The following is an 18,583-nucleotide window of genomic DNA, read 5'->3' as shown; positions in this document are numbered from 1 at the left end:
CGGCGGCTCAGCCGCGGTCCGGCAGCCGTTCGATCCCGGCGGTCGACAGCCCGGCGAGGGCGTCTTTCAGCGAGCGGCCGGCGATCACCTGGTCCGGCACGATGTCGAGCAGCGGCACCAGCACGAAGGCGCGCTCGAACAGCCGCGGATGCGGCAGCGTCAGGTCCGGCCGATTGATCTCGGCGTCGTCGTAGGCGAGCAGGTCGAGATCGAGCGTCCGCGGACCCCAGCGCCGTTCGCTGGCGCGGTCGCGACCGAAGCGCTTCTCGATCTTGTGCAGCGTAAATAAGAGCGCATGCGGATCGAGCGCAGTTTCGATCGCCACGCAGGCGTTGACGAAGCGGTCCTGCTGCTCATCGCCCCATGGTGGCGTCGCGTAGTCCGGGGAGCGCGCGATCAGTTCGGCCTGGGTCATGCCGCAGATGTTGGCGATCGCCTTGTCGAACGTGGCGCGGACGTCGCCGACATTGCCGCCGAGCGCGATCAGAGCGCGCGGCATCTCAGCTCCGCCTGCGGGTGATGATCACGCCGACGTCGTCGAAGATCGCCGGGATCGGTGCGTGCGGCTTGTGCACCGTCACCTTCACCGCGGTGATCTTGTCGAAGCTCGTCAGGATCGCATCGGCGACCGCGCCGGCCGCGCGTTCGAGCAACCGGTAGTTGGCATCCTTGAACGCCGCGGTGGTACACGCCACTACGTTCGAATACGACACCGTGTCCGACAGCCGGTCGGTGCGCGAGGACTCCGACAGATCGGCGGTGAGTTCGAGATCGATCACAAAACGCTGGCCGACTTCGGTCTCGTGCTGCATCACGCCGTGGCGGGCGTGCAGCACCAGGCCGGAAATGAAGATGGTGTCGTTCATCGGCTGTCCCTGATGGCGTGGGCGACTTTCAGTGCCTGCGAGGTCGCGGCGACGTCGTGCGCGCGGATGATCTTGGCGCCGTTCTCGACGGCGATCAGGTGCGCGGCGAGCGAACCGCCGAGCCGCTGCTTCGGTTCGCTCGGCACGATCGTACTAATAAAACGCTTGCGCGAGGCGCCGACCAGCAGCGGGTGGCCGAAGCTCGCGAACTCGCGCAGCCGCGCCAGGGTGATCATGCTCTGCTGCGGCGTCTTGCCGAAGCCGATGCCGGGATCGAGCACGATCAGCTCATCAGCGATCCCGGCCTTGGTGGCGATCGTCAGCGAGCGCTCGAAGAACGCGTTGATGTCGGCGACGATGTCGATGGCTGGATCGGCGGCGTCGCGATTGTGCATCACGATCACCGGGGCGCGGCGCGCAGCGACGACGCCGGCCATCTCGGGATCGCGCTGCAATCCCCACACGTCATTGGCGATCGCGGCACCATGGTCGAGCGCCCAGGCGGCGACTTCGGCCTTCATGGTGTCGATCGACACCGGTGTGCCGAGCGCGACCACCGCTTCCAGCACCGGCTGCAGCCGCCGCAGCTCTTCGGCCGCGGTCACCGGCTGCGAGCCGTAGGGACGGGTGGACTCCGCGCCGATGTCGATGATCTCGGCGCCATCCGCGATCATCTCGGCCGCATGGGCACGCGCCTGCTCGGGCGCAAGATAATCGCCGCCGTCGGAGAACGAGTCCGGCGTGACGTTGAGAATGCCCATCACCGCCGTGGCGGGACGCGCCAGCAGATCGCGCAGCTGTGGCGGCTTGGCCGGAGCGGCGGGCGATGCGGTCAGCGATGGGGAAGCGGTCATGCGCCAGCGCTTTGCGCGGTCCGCGAAAGCCTGTCAAGCGGCGGGCTGCACCGGCGCACCGGACCTTAGTAGGTGATTTTCAATGGCAGCTTGCGCGCCTGCTCGATCAGTTGACCGACTTCTTTCTCGGAGGGCAGCGCGCGCACCAGTTTGCGCTTGAGATTGGCTTCTTTCATGTTCTGCGCCAGCCGCGCCGGATTGCGGTGGGTGAACTCGCGCAGCGTCGAGACGCCGGCGGCGCGCAGCAGATCGGCCTTTGCCTTGCCGAGACCGGGAACCCGCATGCAATCGGCGAGGTTGGCCCATTGCAGCAATTGCTGCTCGGTGAGGCCGGTCTTCGCGGCGAGCGCCTTGCGGCCCTTCACGGTCCGGGCGGCTTCGAGCAGCGCTTCGGTGGTGCGAATTCCTACCGATTTCAATTTGCTCGCGGCAACCTCGGTGATGCCGTCGAGCTGAGCGATTGGATATGTCATGGCACTCGATACTAGGTTCAGGTGAACTGGCGGAGGCCGGGCGTGCCTTCGATGATGGCGCCCATCTTCTCCGCGCCAATTCTGTCGCGGCCGGCCTTGAACAGTTCGCGGGCGATCGTCTGGATCTGGGACATGCCGAGGCCGAGGCCGAGCAGCTTCGTCCCCATCGCCATCACGCCGCCGCCGATCAGGCGGCTCAGCCCGCCACGCGAGGAGCCTGCCGCTTCGATCGCAGCCTCGGCGCCCGGAATGCTGTCGATCAAAGCCTGGACCGGCTCCTGCGGTCCTTCATTGCGGAGAAAGGCGAGAATGATGCCGATCGTCTTGTCGGCAACAGATTTGTCCAGACCGGCCTTGTCGGCCAGTCTTTCAATCAACTCGTCCATAACGCCCCCGCCACGCCGGTTCTTATCACCGGTCCATGTTCTAAAATCATCCTGATCCGCTCCGCAACGAAACACAAGCGACCCTCGTCATCGAGTCAGCGACTCGGCGGCATTTCGCTCCGCAAGTGTTGCAACATTGCAAAGGCGACGACGCGAGATATGCTGCTGAGGCACCGCGAAGCCACGCATCGAGCGTCGTTTGCGCGCAGTAGGGTGAATATCGCGCCAACGTCTCGCCGCGATCGTCGTTGAATGGTTCCATTGCGATTGGCAGGATGAGTGTTGCGCCGGGCGATCGATCGCCGGTTGGAATGTTCTGTGCGAGGAAACTAAGACCGGTTGGAATGTTCTGTGCGAGGAAACGAAGAAATGGCGGCGAGCGGCATCGCGAGCGGTGATACCGAAGACAAGATTTTTATCGGTCAGGGCGAACAGCCGGCGTGGTTGACGTTGGCGCTCGCCAATCGCCACGGCCTGGTCACCGGCGCCACCGGTACAGGCAAAACAGTGTCGCTGCAGGTGATGGCGGAAGGCTTTGCGCGCGCCGGCGTGCCGGTGTTTGCGGCCGATATCAAAGGCGATCTGTCGGGCATCGCCGAGGTCGGCGAGGCCAAGGACTTCATCCTCAAGCGTGCCCAGGAGATCGGGCTGAAATTCCAGCCGGACCAGTTCACCACGGTGTTCTGGGATGTGTTCGGCGAGCAGGGCCATCCGGTGCGCGCCACCGTTTCCGAGATGGGACCGCTGCTGCTGTCGCGGATGCTCGATCTCAACGACGTGCAGGAGGGCGTGCTCAACGTCGCATTCCGTGTCGCCGACGACATGGGCCTGCCGCTGATGGACATGAAGGATCTGCGCGCGATGCTCGATGCGATCGCGCCGATCGCGCAGAAGGTCGCCGAAGCCGGCGACGTCAATGCCGATATCCGCCAGGCCGCGCAGTCGCTCGGCAACGTCACCAAGCAGACCGTCGGCACCATCCAGCGTCAGCTTCTGGTCCTGGAAAATCAGGGTGGCGAGAAATTCTTCGGCGAGCCGGCGCTGCAGCTCAAGGACTTCATCCGCACCGACAGCCAGGGCCGCGGCCTGGTCAATATTCTGGTCGCCGACAAGCTGATGACCAATCCGCGGCTGTACGCGACCTTCCTGCTGTGGATGCTGTCGGAGCTGTTCGAGGAGCTGCCGGAAGTCGGCGACCCCGACAAGCCGAAGCTGGTGTTCTTCTTCGACGAGGCGCACCTGCTGTTCAATGACGCGCCGAAGCCGTTGATGGACAAAATTGAACAGGTGGTGCGGCTGATCCGCTCCAAGGGCGTCGGCGTGTACTTCATCACCCAGAACCCGATCGACGTGCCGGACCGGGTGCTGGCGCAGCTCGGCAATCGGGTGCAGCACGCGCTCCGTGCCTTCACGCCGCGCGACCAGAAGGCGGTGGCGGCCGCGGCCGACACTTTCCGGCCGAACCCGAAGCTCGATACGGCCAAGGCGATCACCGAGCTCGGCAAGGGCGAAGCGCTGGTGTCGTTCCTCGAAGGCAATGGCACGCCCGCGATGGTCGAGCGCGTGCTGGTGCGGCCGCCGTCGGCGCGGATCGGACCGATCACGCCGGAAGAGCGCAAGGCGATCATCGCCGCGAGCCCGGTGCGAGGCAAATACGACACCGCGGTGGATTCCGAATCCGCCTACGAGAAGCTGCGCGCCCGGATCGACGGCAAGTCGGCGAATGAAGATGCGGCACCGGGCGAGGGCGGCATTCTCGGTCAGCTCGGCGGGCTGTTCTCGACCGTGTTCGGCACCAACACGCCGCGCGGCAAGCTCACCACCGGCCAACTCGTCGCCCGCAATGTTGCCCGCACCGTCGCCACCACGGTGGTCGGCGGCGTCGCCGCCGAGCTCGGCAAGAAGGTCGGCGGCTCGCTCGGCAGCTCGGTCGGTCGCTCGATCGTGCGTGGCACGCTCGGCGGAATGCTGCGACGGTGAGACGAGAGGATCGCGGTTTGCAGACGCGCGCTGCATCCTGACGTCTTCATAGTTCGAGCTATTTGCCTATCATGCGTCATGGCCGGGCTCGTCCCGGCCATCCACGTCTACCGGCGGTGCCTGCCGCAAGACGTGGATGCCCGGCACAAGGCCGGGCATGACGAGTTCACACAAGGAACACAGCATGTCCGCCAGCTCTCACGTTCAAACGGTGCTTGCCCGCGCCGATGCCGATTTCGACTCTGCGCTGCAGCGGCTGTTCGCACTGCTGCGGATCAAGTCGATTTCGGCCGATCCGGCGTTTGCGGCGGACTGCAAGGCGGCGGCTGAGCATCTTTGCGCCGACATCGCGTCGATCGGATTTGATGCCGAGGTAAGGCCGACCGCCGGTCATCCGGCGATCGTGGCGAAGGCCAAGAGCAACACCGGCAACCGGCCGCACGCGCTGTTCTATGGCCACTACGACGTGCAGCCGGTCGATCCCCTGGAGCTGTGGCATCGGCCGCCGTTCGAGCCGGTGATCGCCGACCATGCCGACGGCCGCAAGATCATCGTGGCGCGCGGTGCGCAGGACGACAAAGGCCAGCTCTCGACCTTCATCGAAGCCTGCCGGGCGTGGAAGGACGCCACCGGCGAACTGCCGATCGACCTGACCATCGTGATCGAGGGCGAGGAGGAAGTCGGCTCGAAGAACTTCGTGCCGTTCCTGGATGCGCATAAGAAGGATCTCGCCGCCGACTTCGCGCTGGTGTGCGACACCGGAATGTGGGACCCGGCGACTCCGGCGATCACCACCTCGCTGCGCGGTCTCGTCTATGAAGAGGTGAAGATCAAGGCGGCGAACCGCGATCTGCATTCCGGCGTCTATGGCGGCGGCGCGCAGAATCCGATCCGGGTGCTGACGCGGATTCTCGGCGGCCTGCACGACGAGCACGGCCGCATCACCATTCCGGGCTTCTATGACGGCGTGAAGGATTTGCCGCCGGAGATCCTGGCGCAGTGGAAGGGACTGAACCTGACCGCCGAGAGTTTTCTCGGCCCGATCGGGTTGTCGATTCCGGCCGGTGAGGACGATCGTCTGTTGATCGAGCAGCTGATCTCGCGACCGACCTGCGACATCAACGGCATCGTCGGCGGTTACACCGGCGAGGGATCGAAGACCGTGATCGCGGCGGAAGCCTCGGCCAAGGTGTCGTTCCGCATCGTCGAAGGGCAGGACCCGAACAAGATCCGCGATGCGTTCCGCGCTTATGTCACCGCCCGCCTGCCGGGCGATTGCCACGCCGAGTTTCTCGATCACTCCAACGGCGCAGCGATCGCGCTGCCGTGGGACATGAAGCCGCTCACCGCGGCGAGCCGCGCGCTGACCGAGGAGTGGGGCAAGGAAGCGGTGCTGATCGGCTCCGGCGCGTCGATCCCGATCGTCGCCGATTTCAAGCGCACGCTCGGGCTCGACAGCGTGCTGATCGGCTTCGGTCTCGACGACGACAACATCCATTCGCCGAACGAGAAGTACAACCTCACCAGCTTCCAGAAGGGCATCCGGTCATGGGTGCGGATTCTCGGTGCGCTGGCTGACGCACCGCGCTGAAACACCTCCGCGTCAGATCGTCACCTCGCATTGCGCGAGGCCTGCTCCGGATTTGCGCCACTGCGCGCAAATCCGGAATCCTTCCAAATCGGTTCCATGGCCGTTTCGCTTCCGCGTGGTGAGTAGCAAACTGCGCGAAGCTGCGATGCGTCAAGGTGTTCCTTGTCGCCGGGTCGCCGCGTTGCATTCACTGGCGTGATACCGAGCGGAGAGGTCGTTTACTAGACTCGTTCTAAGCACCGCGCGCTTGCGATGGGCGCGTGTATATCAATTCTAAATCGCATCCGTTGCCTCACCATCCCTCATCTCCTACCCGGACACCGACGAGTGACGGGGGCGTGGTGTGAGCAACTTCAAGGCTAGCAACAATCGTTTGTATTTGGGCGTCGCGACCGGCGTGCTGACGCTGTGCGCGGCCGGCCTCGCGCCATCCTCGGCACCTGCCCAGGAGTCCGAAGCGCGCGTGTTGCCGCCGGTCTCGGTCGACGCCCCGCAGCAGCGCGCGGCGACCCGCACCGCGCAGCCACGCGCCACGCCGCAGCGCGCCGCGCGGGTAGCGCCGCGCCGCGCCGCCGAGCCGCCGCCCCCACCGGCCGCGCCGCCGACAACGATGGGCTCGACCCGCACCATCGGCGCGCCGGCGCCGGCCTATGCGGGCGGCCAGGTGGCGCAGGGCGGCACGCTCGGCCTGCTCGGCGCGACCAGCGTGATGAACACGCCGTTCTCAACCGTCAACTTCACCTCGCAGCTGATCGAAGACCAGCAGGCGCGCACCGCCGCCGACACGCTGATCAATGATTCGTCCGTGCGCACCACGACCAGCAGCAACGGCTTCGACGATACCTTCATCATTCGCGGTTTCCCCGTGAATGCCACCGACGTCGGCCTTAACGGTCTGTACGGGTTGTCGTCGTCGCAGCGCGTTCCGGCCCAGATCATCGAGCGGATCGAGTTGCTCAAGGGTCCAGGCGCGCTGATCAACGGCATCGCGCCGAGCGGAGCCGTCGGCGGCGGCATCAACATCGTCACCAAGCGTGCTACTGACGAGCCGTTCTCGCGACTGACGCCGTTCTTCATGAGCGCGGCGAATTACGGACTGCATCTCGAGACCAGCCAGCGGTTCGGCGCCAACAAGGAGTGGGGCGTTCGCTTCAACGGCGTTGGTCGTAACGGTGAAGCCTCGATCAGAGACGGAAATTTCCAGTCGGGTCTGGGCGCGGTGGCGATCGACTATCGCGGCGATCGGCTTCGCTGGACGCTCGATCTATTCTCGCAAAACGACAACACCGACAACTTCCGCCCGCAAATCAGCCTGCTGCCGACCGCCACTGCGATTCCGGCGCCTCCTGATGCACGCAGCAACTGGTATCCCGACACGAGGCTGCGCCAGAAGGACAACACGGCCGCAACCGCTTTGGAATACGACCTGACCAACTGGCTGACCGCCTATGCAGGCGTTGGCTATCGTGATGGCTCGAACTACCAGACCTTCCCGCGCTCGGCGACGGCGGTGGATGCGCTCGGCAATTTCAACGTCCAGAATACGTATTACGATTCTTACACCAAGACGGTTAGCGGCAATGTCGGCTTCCGTTCGCGGTTCGACACCGGGTTCATCGGTCACAAGCTCAACGTCGCCTATACCGGGTTCTTCCAGGAGGCGGGCAACGCCTACATCCAGGGCGGCACGACCGCGTCCAACATCTACAACCCAGCGCCGCTTCCGGCAGTGACACTCGACCGATACTCGCCGCGGCACGCCTCCGACAGCACGCTGACCAGCGTCGCGGTGGTCGACACCATGTCGTTCCTGAACGAGTCAGTACTGCTGACGCTCGGCGGTCGTCATCAGATGGTGAAGCAGGAGAGCTACGCCACCACCGGCACCAACATCGGTGCGTTGACGTCGACTTACGACGCCAGCGCCACGACACCGCTCGCCGGTATCGTCGTCAAGCCGTGGACCAATGTGTCGTTGTATGCCAACTACGCCGAGGGTCTCACGCGCGGCACCATCGTCGGCGGCAACTTCTCGAATGCTGGCACGATCCTGGCGCCGTACAAGTCGAAGCAACAGGAGGCCGGCGTCAAGGTCGACTGGGGCACCATCACCACCACCGCCGCGGTGTTCCAAATCACCCGCCCGAGCCTGATCACCACGGCCGCCAATGCGCAGGCCTATGATGGCGAGCAGCGCAACCGGGGCCTGGAGCTAAACGTCTATGGCCTGATCCTGCCAGGCCTGCGCGGCATGGCGAGTGCGACGTTCATTAATCCCGAACTCACCAATCCGACCGACCCGACGCAGCGTGGCAACGCCGCGGCCGGCGTACCCGACAAGACGTTCTCCGCCGGGCTTGATTGGGATACGCCATGGGTCCACGGGCTCGCGCTTAACGGTCGAGTGATCCACACCGGCAGCGCCTATCTGACCACGGCCAACACGCTGAGCTTCCCGGGTTGGACCCGTCTCGATATCGGCGCGCGCTACACCACGACGGCGCTCACCGGCAAGCCGGTCACCTTCCGCGCCAATATCGAGAACGTCACCGGCGAGACCTATTGGCTCACCACCGGCACATACGTCACCGTGGGTGCGCCGCGCACCTATCTGCTCTCGGCGGCGTTCGATTTCTGATCGAACGCGTGCAGCGCACGCAACGACTTCATGCCCGGCCTTCGTGCCGGGCATCCACGTGTCGGAGGCCTGTCGTCCGGCACGCGATCTCAAGCCAACAAGGAGCACCACATGAACAAGCTCTCTCTCGCGATCGTTGCGCTGCTCGGCGCCGCCGCGCCTGCGCAGGCGCATCAGATCTGGATCGAGCAGGCGGACGACCAGACGGTGGTTCGGTTCGGCGAGTTCGGCGAAAACCTGCGCGAAGCCTCGCCCGGGCTGCTCGACAAATTCGGCAAGGTCACCGGCACGCTGTTGTCTGCCAAGGGTGAACAGAAGGCGGAGGCGAGCAAGACCCCGACCGGGTTCAAGCTGCCGTTCACGGCTGCGGCCGGTGACAGCATCGTGGCCGAGGACGCGAACTATCCGCTGTACACCTGGAAACAGCAGGATAAGGACGTGCGGAATTGGTTCTATCCGGCGGCGCGGCTGATCACTGGCTTTGCCCCGCAGCAGCCGAAGCTGGTGCTCGACCTGGTGCCGACCGGGCAGCACGGCCAGTTCAAGCTGGTGTTCAAGGATCAGCCGAAGCCGAAAACCAAGGTCACGCTGACGACGCAGTCGGGTTGGGCCAAGGAAGCGCACACCGACGCGCAGGGGCTGGTCAGCTTCGACATGCCGTGGAAGGGCGTTTACGTCGCCGAAGTCAGCCTCAACGACAAAACCGCTGGCGAGCGCACCGGTGCCAAGGGTTCGGAGCCCTATGATGCGGTGAGCTACGCCACCACCGTCACTTACGAGAAGGCTGACGGCCTTCCGCCGCTTCCGTCCGGTCCGCCGGCGACGCCGGCCGCACCGAGCAAATGACCGCGCGGGTGCACCGCGCGCGGACGATCGGTCCGTTGATCGCGCGCCTCGTCGCGGCGGCGGCCGGCGGCTACGGGATCGCGGCGCTGCTCAGCGTCGCAGTGCTGGCGCTGCCGATCAGTAAGCCGCAGGCGGTGCTCACCGGTCAATTGGCGAGCTTCGCGGTGTGTACGGCTGTGGTGATCTGGGTGTTCGCGGCGCGGAGCGCGCTGAGAGCTTGGATCGGCCTAGCCGTCGTCGCCGCGGTGCTGGCGCCGCTGGCGTGGTTTGCTTCCTGAGGGGCGCATCGCGTGACCAAGCATGATCGACAAGACGCCCATCGCGGCATCCGGCAGAGCATGTCGGGCTTGCACACCTGGACCGGGCTGCTGCTCGGCTGGGTGCTGTATGCGATGTTCCTCACCGGCACCGTGTCGTTCTTCAAGGAGGAACTGTCGCAGTGGATGCGGCCGGAGTTGCCGCGCGTGACGCAGGCGCTGGATCCGGCGGTGGTGGCGCAGCGCGTCGCCGATGAGATCGGCCGGATTGCGCCCAGCGCGACGCAGTGGAGCATCAAGCTTCCCGAGGGGCGCAGCAACAGCGTCTATGCGTTCTGGCGGCTCCCCGTCGCGCAGGATGCGCGTGGCTTCGGAGAAGGGCACTTCGATCCGGTGACCGGCCGTCAGGTCGAAGCTCGGGAGACGCCAGGCGGCGACTTCTTCTACCGCTTCCATTTTCAGTTCTATTACATGTCGCCGTTTTGGGGACGGCTGCTCGCCGGTCTCGCGGCGATGTTCATGCTGATTGCGATCGTCGCCGGCGTGATCACCCACAAGAAGATCTTCACTGACTTTTTCACCTTCCGCTGGGGCAAGGGCCAGCGCTCCTGGCTCGACGCGCACAACGCGCTGTCGGTGTTCGGCTTGCCGTTTCATGTGATGATCACCTACACCGGGCTGGTGACGTTGATGGCGCTGTACGTGCCATGGGGCGAACGCGTCGCCATCAAGACGCCGGCCGAGCGCCAGCAGCTGATGGCGGAGCTCAATGCCTTCATCCCGCCCGGCAAACCCGCCGCAGACGCGGCGCCGCTCGGCTCGATTGAAGCGATGGTGCGGCAGGCGCAGGTGCGTTGGGGCACGACCGATGTGGGGCGCGTCAACGCGGCCAATCCGGGCAATGCGGCAGCCCGTATCGCGGTGACCCGCGGCGATGCCGGACGCGTATCGATGAGTCCCGACTACCTGGAATTCGACGGCGTCACCGGCAAATTACTCTCTGTGCACGATCGCGTCGGTGCGGCGGCCGAAACCCGCGGCGTGCTCTACGCGCTGCACATCGGACGGTTCAGCGACCTCGAGACCCGGTGGCTGTACTTCATCGTCAGCTTCATGGGCACCGCGATGGTCGGTACCGGCCTGGTGATGTGGACGGTGAAGAGGCGGCAGAAGCTGCCTGATCCGGAGCGGCCGTATTTCGGTTTTCGCCTGGTCGAGCGGCTCAACATCGCCAGCATCGCAGGCCTCTCGATCGCCATGATGGCGTTCCTGTGGGCGAACCGGCTGTTGCCGACTGCGATGGCGGACCGGGCGTTCTGGGAAATCCATGTGTTCTTCATCGTCTGGGCGCTGACCTTGCTCCACGCTCTGCTGCGGCCGGCGCGAGCGGCCTGGGTCGAGCAGCTGTGGGCGGCCGCTGCATTGTTGGCGTTGATCCCGGTGCTCAACGCCATGACGACCCAGCGTCCGTTGTGGCACAGCTTCGCGGTCGGCGATTGGGTGTTCGTCGGCACCGACCTGATGTGCTGGACGCTGGCGCTGCTGCACGCCGTGCTGGCCATCCGCACTGCGCGTCACGGCGCGCGGGTTCGCCCGCCGCGCAGCTCGGCGAAGCGCGACGCGCTCCCAACGATGTCGGGCGAGGCGGCGACATGAGCCACGCACTCGCTCAAGCCCTGTGTCTGCTGGGCTTCACTGCGCTCGCATTTGCCATGCGCCGGCCTCAGCACGACATCCTGCGTCGCTCGCTGCGGCGGCCGGTGGTGATCGCCCTGCGCGCGATCGGCGCTTGCTTGCTGACGCTCGCGCTTGCCGTGCTGGTCGACGTATCCGGCTGGGGCTTCGGCCTGGTCAAATTCAGCGGCCACACCACGCTGGCGGCCGCTCTGGTGTACTGTGCGCTGATCGGCTACGGCCGCCGGGTCGGATTGCGCCAGTGAGCCCGCGACTCCGCCCCCTTCGCTCGCGGCCGCCGGCGCCTAGGCCGAACGTACCGAGCCCAGGAAGTCGGCGACTTCCCGCCGCAGCACGTTGCTGTCGTTCGCCAGCGACTGCGCCGCAGCGAACACTTCGCGCGAGGCGTTTTCGACATGTTCGGCGCCGCGCTGCACCTGTTCGATGCTGGTCGCGACATGGACGGTCTCGCTCGCAGCTTTCGCCACGTGGTCCGACATGGTCCGCGTCTCCAGGCCCTGCGTCTCGATCGCGGCCGAAATGGTCGCGATCGTTTCCGAGACCCGTTCGATCAGGCCGACGATCTGGTCGATCGAGCCGGCCGACGAACGTGTCGCTTGCTGGATATCCGCGACCTGCCGCTGAATATCGTGCGTCGCCTTGGCGGTCTGCTCGGCAAGGGCTTTGACTTCGAAGGCGACCACGGCGAAGCCGCGCCCCGCGTCGCCAGCCCGTGCGGCTTCGATGGTGGCGTTCAGGGCGAGCAGATTGGTCTGGCGGGCGATGGTCTGGATCATCCCGACGATATCGCCGATGCGATCGCCGGCGCGTGCGAGCTGCAGCACGTGCTCGCTGGTTTGCCGTGTTTGCTGCACGGCTGCGGCCGTCATCGTCGTCGACTCCTCGATCCGCCGGCCGATGTCGTCGACCGAGGCGAGGAGTTGCTCGGCCGACGCCGCAACTGTGCCGAAACAGGCGCTCACCTCGGACGAGACCGACGCTGTCGCGATCGTGAGCTGGCGTGACGTCTCGGCGGTGTGGGTGAGCGAGCCCGCCGATGACTCAAGCGAGCTTGACGCCAGAAACACGGTTTCGATTACCTTGCCGACCGCGACCTCGAAGCCGTCGGCGAGCTTGTGCATGCCGTCCCTGCGGAGCTCGGCCTCGATCTGCTGCTGCGCGATCTGAGCGTCAGCCTCTTCGCGCGCGGCGCGCTGCGACGCTGCCTTGAAGGCTTCGACAGCGCGCGCCATCTCGCCGATCTCGTCGCGCCGCTCCAGTCCCGGCAGCACCACGTCGAAATCCCCAGCGGCGAGCCGCTGCATGGCCGCGGTGGTCCGCGTCACCGAGCCGGCGATGCGTTGACCGACCAGGAGAGCGAGTGTCGCCACGCCCAAGGTGACGCCACCGATGATCCAGTTGAGCAGTTTTCGGACTTGGGCCGCGCTCGATTGGGAAGCCCGATAGCGCGCCTCTGCGCTCGTCATCAGCGCGTCCAGCGTCGGCCGGGTGCGGGCGAACACCGAACCGAAGTCTTCGATCTCTTCGTTCAGACTCTGTTGGCTGACCATGAAAGCGAGGAAGCTCGATTTGTAGCCGCCGATCAGCGTCGTCAGCTCCTTCTTCTGGTCGGCGGCAAGATCGCTCTTGGCCAGCGCGTTAGCGAAATCGGAGGCGCGTTCGATCAGATCGTCCCCGTCCTTCTCGCGGCCCTTCTGGATGAAATCCTTCTCCAGGCGACGCATCGTCAGCATCAGCACCGACAGGCGGGGATCGTCGATCTCAGCCAGATTCGCTTCGAGCCGCCTGGTCGCTTCGCGCAGCTTGCCCTGCAATCCGTCCTGCTCCGTGAGACCGAGCACGCGTTTGGCCGACAGCAGATTCTGGAAACGTGTGAGATAGAGATTGAGGCCCGTGAGCAGTGCCGTCGATTGCTTCGCCGCCGCGTCGCTGTCGGTTCGGCCGAGCCGCTGCTCGATGTCCTGGAGCCGGTGCTTGGCCGCCGTCGCGACCACCTCGTGCTTTGCGATCAGCTTGTCGTCCGACGTGCGCAGGAATTCGTTGGCGATCAATCCCGCCTGCAGGTAGTCGGCCGACAGCTGCATGACGTCAAAGCGCAGCGCCACGCTGGCTCCCGATCTGCGCTCCGCCTCGGCTGCCTCTCTCAGCCCGAGCAGGCAGGCGGAGCCGACCAGGGCTACGCCGATCAAACCGAGCACAGCGATCTTGAAGCGGAGACCGATCTTGATGCGGTTGAACGGAGATTTCAGAACGTGTTTCGAAGCGGAATACAACTGACGCATCGGGCGGCCGAGGTTGGTGACAGTTCTGCGAAGGTTATTTTGTTCGCGAGTCGCCATCTGTTAGTTGGCGGCGGCGCACACATGGACGGCAGAGACCAACATTCGGTAAATCTACGAGGTGGAATTTTCAGAAGCAGAGATATCTTTCGGGGGGCGATTACTTGCGCGCGCGGCGCGGCGTTGATGAGCGCGATGGTGGTGATGAAAAGCGCCGCGTAATAATTACGTCACAAATCGATGTCGGCGGCCGATGGCCGCGTGCCGACGCAAAAACGCCGCCCGGAATTGGGCGGCGTTTGAATTCCAATAGCGTAGAGGGTGATGCGGAAAGAATAGCATCGCCGTTGCAGATTTCAATCGCGAGTTCAGCCGTCATTGCGAGGAGCGCAGCGACGAAGCAATCCAGCTCGGTGTGCTGAGCCTCGGGATCGCTTCGCTGCGCTGGCAATGACGGTGTTGGCCCGCTCAGCTCCGATAGCTCGGATCGATGCGGTCGAGTTTGCGCAGCAGCGGCGGCCACACCAGCTTGGTGGAGCGCAGCTCCATCGCGTCGCGATTGGCGATCAGGTCGTGGTTCTTGTCGATCACCATCTGCTCGAGCGGGTACGCCGTCGGGCCGAGCATCTTGGTGCGGACCTGCATCGTGCAGGAGCGCTCGAGATGATACATCCGCTCGAACGCGGAGGCGACAGTGCGGCCGACCGTCAGCGTGCCGTGATTGCGCAGCAGCATGTGGTTCTTGTCGCCGAGGTCGCGCTGCAGCCGGGGGCGCTCGTCGTGATCGAGCGCGACGCCTTCATAGTCGTGATAGGCGAGGTCGCCGGTGACGAAATGCGCGGTCTGGTTGATCGGCAGCAGGCCGTCCATGCAGCTCGCCACCGCGGTGCCGTCCGGGGTGTGCAGGTGAATGACGCAGCCGGCGTCCTCGCGGACCTCATGGATCGCCGAATGGATGGTGAAGCCGGCCGGGTTGATCTTGTACGGGCTCTCGGTGAGCTGGTTGCCGTCGAGATCGACCTTCACCAGGCTCGAGGCGGTGATCTCGTCGAACATCAGCCCGTAGGGATTGATCAGGAAGTGATGCTCGGGGCCGGGCACCCGGGCCGAAATGTGGGTGTCGACCAGATCGTCCCAGCCGTACAGCGCGACCAGGCGATAGCAGGCGGCGAGGTTGACCCGCTGCTCCCACTCGGCCTCGGTCATGTCGGAGGGGACTTCTCTCAGGCGTGCGGCTTCGGCTGGGGACATGCGCTTCCTCTTCGGTGTGGGCGCCGTTGCCCGGCGCGTTGACTTGGCGGAAGCCTAGTGCTGCGAATGCCTTGCAGCAAGCGCCGACCGGAGCTGAGCAGGCATGTGGCGGGGCGGTGCCCCAATCCTGCCGGGAAGGCGGCAGGGTCCGCAACCGCGCGCCAACAAGTTGTTCGCAAAGGCCTGAGGCGATTGCCGATCTAGGACGGATGACGCTATCGTAACGCGGGCTACCGAGGCGCTCCGCCCCGGAGTGGAGTACAGCATGATATTGCTTCTGGTCGCCGGCATCGTCTTCCTGCTGGCCGGAGCGGCGTCGATCATCGTCGGCGTCCCGGTCAAGGAATTCAGCTTCGGCAACACGTTGATCCTGTCCGGCGTGATCGGCTTCTGCACCGGTGCGCTGCTGCTCGGCCTGTCGGCGGTGATCCGTGAGCTGCGGTCGATCGGCGCCGGCCTCGGCGCCGAGGACATCGAGACCAGCGTCACCAGGGCTCCGGAGCGGACCGCGTTTCCCCAGCCGCCGGCTGCGGGCGCCGACAGTGATGCCCTGTTCCCCGGCGATCGGTCGGAGCCTCCTACGCCGCCTCAGCCGCTCTCGCCCGCTTCTGAGCCCGCAGGCGTGATGCCCTGGCAGGAGGAAGCCGCAGCGCGCGACCGGCTGCGCCAGCGGGCCGCGGCGCCGCTCGAGATCAAGCCACCGCCGCCACCGCCTTCTGCGCCGCTCGACACGTCGTCGCCCGAGCCCGAGGACGAGCAGACGCCGCCGAAGCGGCGCAATCTGCTGTTCGCCTCGTCCCGCCGCGAGCGGGAGCGCGCGGCCCAGGCCGGCGGGGAGGCGCCGTCCGGCGATCTGCTGGGTGGCGCCGCGCGCAATTTCGAGGATGCCTGGCCGCGCAAGCGATCTGCAGCGGCGGGCGACGAGACGCCGCCGGAACGGTCCGGCCTGCTGGAGCCGACACCGGCTCCGCGCAGTGAGGAGATGCAGCAGGTCACCGTGCTGAAATCCGGCGTGGTCGATGGCATGGCGTATTCGCTGTATTCCGACGGCTCGATCGAGGCGCAGATGCCGGAAGGCATGATGCGGTTCGAGTCGATCGACGAACTGCGCGAGCATCTCGAACAGCGCAGCTAACGCGCGGGTTCGTCTGTTGGTCTACCTTGCTGGACTGCACCACCCTAAATAGACTTCGGTATTGGCAAGGTTAGATTCGCCGCGTGGCGGCGATCTGCAAAATACCACCGAGTATCCCAACAATTTGACCAACGCGCCCGCGGCCTGCCGCGCGGCGCGTTTCGAACCGACGACGAAGGACGGCCGATGAGTGACACCCCAGGCAAGAGCTACATCGAGCTGACCGCGTCGATCGTCTCGGCTTATGTCAGCAACAATGCGACCCAGGCGAGCGAGATCCCGGCGCTGATCGGTCAGGTCCACGCCGCGCTGCAACGGCTGTCGGCCGGTCGCCCCGAGGTGGCGCCGCAGGAGCCGGCCAAGCCGGCCGTTCCGGTGAAGAAATCGGTAACGCCGGAATATCTGATCTGTCTGGAAGACGGCAAACGCTTCAAGTCGCTGAAGCGGCATTTGCGTACGCAGTACAAGATGACGCCGGAGCAGTACCGCGAGAAGTGGGGACTTCCCGCGGACTACCCGATGGTCGCACCGAACTACGCGGTGGAGCGCTCGCAACTGGCCAAGAAGATGGGGCTCGGCCAGCAGCGCCGCCGGCGGAAGTAATTCTGAATTAAGCCGAGAAGCCGGCGTCCGCGGTGATCATTGCGCCGGTGATCAGGGCTGCGGCCGGACTGGCCAGGAACGCGGCCACGGCGGCGATCTCCTCGGGCTTGCCATAGCGCCCGAGCGCCGTCAGGGCGCGGAGCTGGTCGGCCTGCTCGCCACTCGCCGGGTTCATGTCGGTGTCGATCGATCCTGGCTGCACCAGATTGACGGTAACGCCCTGCGGCCCGAGCTCGCGCGACAGGCCGCGCGTGAATGCGTGCAGCGCCGACTTGGTCATCGCGTAAACGGTCGAGCCGGCGAACGGCACCCGCTCGGCGAGCGTCGAACCGATCGAAATGATCCGTCCGCCCTGTCCGAGGTGAGGGATCGCGGCTTGCGACGCGAGCACCACTGCGCGCACGTTGATGTTCAGCAGCGCATCGATGTCGGCGAGGCTGAGCTCGGTGATCGGACCGACGCGGCCGATACCGGCATTGTTGACCAGGATGTCGAGGCCGCCGAGCTTGGTCGCAGCCCCGTCCACCGCGGACTTCAAGGCCGCCGGATCGGCACTGTCCGCCTGAAGCGCGAAGCCGCGGCGTCCTTCGCCCTCGATCAGGCGCACGACCTCGGCGGCGCGTTCGGCTGAGCGTTCATAGGTGATGGCGACGTCCGCGCCGTTGGCGGCCAGTTCCTTCGCAATTGCGGCGCCAATGCCGCGCGAGGCTCCGGTGATCAGCGCCCGCTTGCCCGTCAGCTCAACCATGTCGTCCTCTTTTTTGTAGTAATCGATATATAATTCCTAGGCGAATTGCCGGAGGTGGGCAAGCGATTTATATAGCGATTAATGCAGAAATCAGATCCGCCCTTCGACGATCGCCCCGCACGGCCACGCGGAAGGCCCCGAACCTTCGACCGCGCACGTGCGCTGGCGGAGGCAACCCGGCTGTTCTGGATCAAGGGTTATGAGGCGACCTCGATCGCCGATCTGACCGAGGCGATGGGAATCGGAGCGCCAAGCCTTTACGCAGCATTCGGCTCCAAGGAGGCGCTCTACGCCGAGGCGCTGCGACACTACGAAGCCAATTACGAGCAACTGGTCTGGGGCCGGTTTCACACTGCGCAGACCGCGCGCGAGGCGCTGGAAGCTTTTCTGCTCGACTCCGCCTCCGCGCTGACCGGGGCGCCTGACGATCATCCGCTCGGCTGCATGGTCACGTTGTCCGCCGTGGGCAGCGAGGGACACGCCGAACTGGGCGAGATGGTGCGCAGCGCCCGTGCAGTCACGCTGCAGCGCCTTGAAGCGCGCCTGGGCGAGGCCGTTGCGGCAGGCGAGTTGCCGGCGTCGGCCGACATCCATGCGGTCGCCCGGCTCTATCAGGCCGTTCAGGCCGGCATGTCGATCCTGGCCCGCGATGGTGCCAGCCGCGCCGAGCTGGAGGCGGCGGCCCGCCATGCTCTGGCGCACTGGGGCGCATGATGGCCGCGCGGGTTGCCGGATGAGGAAAAAAATCCGAAAATGAGGGCTCTGCGCTGTTGCCGTCGTGGCTTCGATGTGTGAATATTTTCCTAGATTGGGAATCTGGGAAAGGTCGGACCGAGATGCAGGTCAAACGTCGCGGACGGAAGTCCACCACAGCACGCGCGCAGGGCAGGGCCGAAGTCGACGGCTTTCGTGCCAGTCATCTGGAGCTCACCGAGCGCGACATCATGACGGCCGAGGGGCTGGCGCGCGTCACCATCGACG

18 protein-coding genes are annotated in these 18,583 nt (G+C 65.4%); 10 read left to right on the top strand and 8 right to left on the bottom strand.

The window, feature by feature from the left end:
- Positions 1 to 7: 7 nt before the first annotated feature.
- From folK to VRZ08_RS21825, 5 genes are all read right to left on the bottom strand, one after another.
- Positions 8 to 499 (bottom strand): 2-amino-4-hydroxy-6-hydroxymethyldihydropteridine diphosphokinase, encoded by a 492-nt coding sequence (gene folK, locus VRZ08_RS21845; RefSeq protein ID WP_414533883.1) that lies wholly within the window; start codon positions 497 to 499, stop codon positions 8 to 10.
- A 1-nt stretch (position 500) separates the two neighbouring features.
- Positions 501 to 866 (bottom strand): dihydroneopterin aldolase, encoded by a 366-nt coding sequence (gene folB, locus VRZ08_RS21840; RefSeq protein WP_414533882.1) that lies wholly within the window; start codon positions 864 to 866, stop codon positions 501 to 503.
- Entirely contained in the window at positions 863 to 1,720 is an 858-nt protein-coding gene (gene folP, locus VRZ08_RS21835; RefSeq protein WP_414533881.1) for a dihydropteroate synthase, read from the bottom strand. Before folP ends, folB begins: the two co-directional genes overlap by 4 nt.
- A 65-nt stretch (positions 1,721 to 1,785) precedes the next feature.
- On the bottom strand, positions 1,786 to 2,193 hold the full coding sequence (locus tag VRZ08_RS21830) for a DUF4332 domain-containing protein (protein ID WP_012495381.1): 408 nt from the start codon (positions 2,191 to 2,193) through the stop codon (positions 1,786 to 1,788).
- A gap of 17 nt (positions 2,194 to 2,210) precedes the next feature.
- Complete coding sequence (locus tag VRZ08_RS21825) at positions 2,211 to 2,579, bottom strand: hypothetical protein (protein ID WP_107343811.1); 369 nt, start codon at positions 2,577 to 2,579, stop codon at positions 2,211 to 2,213.
- Between the two features lie 369 nt (positions 2,580 to 2,948).
- On the opposite strand from VRZ08_RS21825, the gene VRZ08_RS21820 reads away from it, so the two are divergent.
- From VRZ08_RS21820 to VRZ08_RS21790, 7 genes are all read left to right on the top strand, one after another.
- Complete coding sequence (locus tag VRZ08_RS21820; protein WP_107354995.1) at positions 2,949 to 4,559, top strand: helicase HerA-like domain-containing protein; 1,611 nt, start codon at positions 2,949 to 2,951, stop codon at positions 4,557 to 4,559.
- 184 nt (positions 4,560 to 4,743) lie between these two features.
- Entirely contained in the window at positions 4,744 to 6,150 is a 1,407-nt protein-coding gene (locus tag VRZ08_RS21815) for a M20/M25/M40 family metallo-hydrolase (protein WP_414533880.1), read from the top strand.
- Between the two features lie 343 nt (positions 6,151 to 6,493).
- A complete protein-coding gene (locus tag VRZ08_RS21810; protein WP_414533879.1) occupies positions 6,494 to 8,788 on the top strand; it encodes a TonB-dependent receptor in 2,295 nt (764 codons plus the stop codon).
- Positions 8,789 to 8,899: 111 nt separating this feature from the next.
- Positions 8,900 to 9,634 carry a cobalt ABC transporter substrate-binding protein gene (locus VRZ08_RS21805; RefSeq protein WP_414533878.1) on the top strand — a complete coding sequence of 245 codons (735 nt, stop codon included), beginning with the start codon at positions 8,900 to 8,902 and terminating at the stop codon, positions 9,632 to 9,634.
- Positions 9,631 to 9,912, top strand: coding sequence for a DUF3649 domain-containing protein (locus VRZ08_RS21800; RefSeq protein ID WP_408018765.1), 282 nt, complete (start codon positions 9,631 to 9,633; stop codon positions 9,910 to 9,912). Before VRZ08_RS21805 ends, VRZ08_RS21800 begins: the two co-directional genes overlap by 4 nt.
- A 60-nt stretch (positions 9,913 to 9,972) precedes the next feature.
- On the top strand, positions 9,973 to 11,547 hold the full coding sequence (locus VRZ08_RS21795) for a PepSY-associated TM helix domain-containing protein (RefSeq protein ID WP_414533906.1): 1,575 nt from the start codon (positions 9,973 to 9,975) through the stop codon (positions 11,545 to 11,547).
- The gene (locus VRZ08_RS21790) at positions 11,544 to 11,831 is read left to right on the top strand and encodes a DUF3325 domain-containing protein (protein WP_263991263.1); all 288 of its coding nucleotides are present in this window, start codon (positions 11,544 to 11,546) and stop codon (positions 11,829 to 11,831) included. The genes VRZ08_RS21795 and VRZ08_RS21790 overlap by 4 nt, the downstream gene beginning before the upstream one ends.
- 39 nt (positions 11,832 to 11,870) lie before the next feature.
- Here VRZ08_RS21790 and VRZ08_RS21785 read toward each other — a convergent pair whose 3' ends face one another.
- On the bottom strand, positions 11,871 to 13,868 hold the full coding sequence (locus VRZ08_RS21785; RefSeq protein ID WP_414533877.1) for a methyl-accepting chemotaxis protein: 1,998 nt from the start codon (positions 13,866 to 13,868) through the stop codon (positions 11,871 to 11,873).
- A gap of 465 nt (positions 13,869 to 14,333) precedes the next feature.
- Complete coding sequence (locus VRZ08_RS21780) at positions 14,334 to 15,116, bottom strand: class II aldolase/adducin family protein (protein ID WP_107355003.1); 783 nt, start codon at positions 15,114 to 15,116, stop codon at positions 14,334 to 14,336.
- 265 nt (positions 15,117 to 15,381) lie between these two features.
- Here VRZ08_RS21780 and VRZ08_RS21775 point away from each other — a divergent pair, with 265 nt between their 5' ends.
- Both VRZ08_RS21775 and VRZ08_RS21770 read left to right on the top strand, forming a co-directional pair.
- Complete coding sequence (locus VRZ08_RS21775; protein ID WP_414533876.1) at positions 15,382 to 16,251, top strand: hypothetical protein; 870 nt, start codon at positions 15,382 to 15,384, stop codon at positions 16,249 to 16,251.
- Between the two features lie 186 nt (positions 16,252 to 16,437).
- Positions 16,438 to 16,854: a MucR family transcriptional regulator gene (locus tag VRZ08_RS21770; protein ID WP_011157358.1), complete on the top strand. Its 417-nt coding sequence runs from the start codon at positions 16,438 to 16,440 to the stop codon at positions 16,852 to 16,854.
- Positions 16,855 to 16,861: 7 nt separating this feature from the next.
- On the opposite strand, the gene VRZ08_RS21765 is transcribed toward VRZ08_RS21770, so the two are convergent.
- The gene (locus VRZ08_RS21765) at positions 16,862 to 17,602 is read right to left on the bottom strand and encodes an SDR family NAD(P)-dependent oxidoreductase (protein WP_414533875.1); all 741 of its coding nucleotides are present in this window, start codon (positions 17,600 to 17,602) and stop codon (positions 16,862 to 16,864) included.
- An 81-nt stretch (positions 17,603 to 17,683) separates the two neighbouring features.
- Between VRZ08_RS21765 and VRZ08_RS21760 the strand changes: the two genes are divergently transcribed.
- Positions 17,684 to 18,316, top strand: a complete 633-nt coding sequence (locus VRZ08_RS21760) for a TetR/AcrR family transcriptional regulator (protein WP_414533874.1) — start codon at positions 17,684 to 17,686, stop codon at positions 18,314 to 18,316.
- Positions 18,317 to 18,583 lie beyond the last annotated feature (267 nt).

Source organism: Rhodopseudomonas sp. G2_2311 (assembly GCF_047501505.1).
Taxonomy (GTDB): domain Bacteria; phylum Pseudomonadota; class Alphaproteobacteria; order Rhizobiales; family Xanthobacteraceae; genus Rhodopseudomonas; species Rhodopseudomonas palustris_H.
The sequence above is the reverse complement of the archived record's forward strand: the minus strand, read 5'-3'. Positions and strand labels throughout refer to the sequence as shown.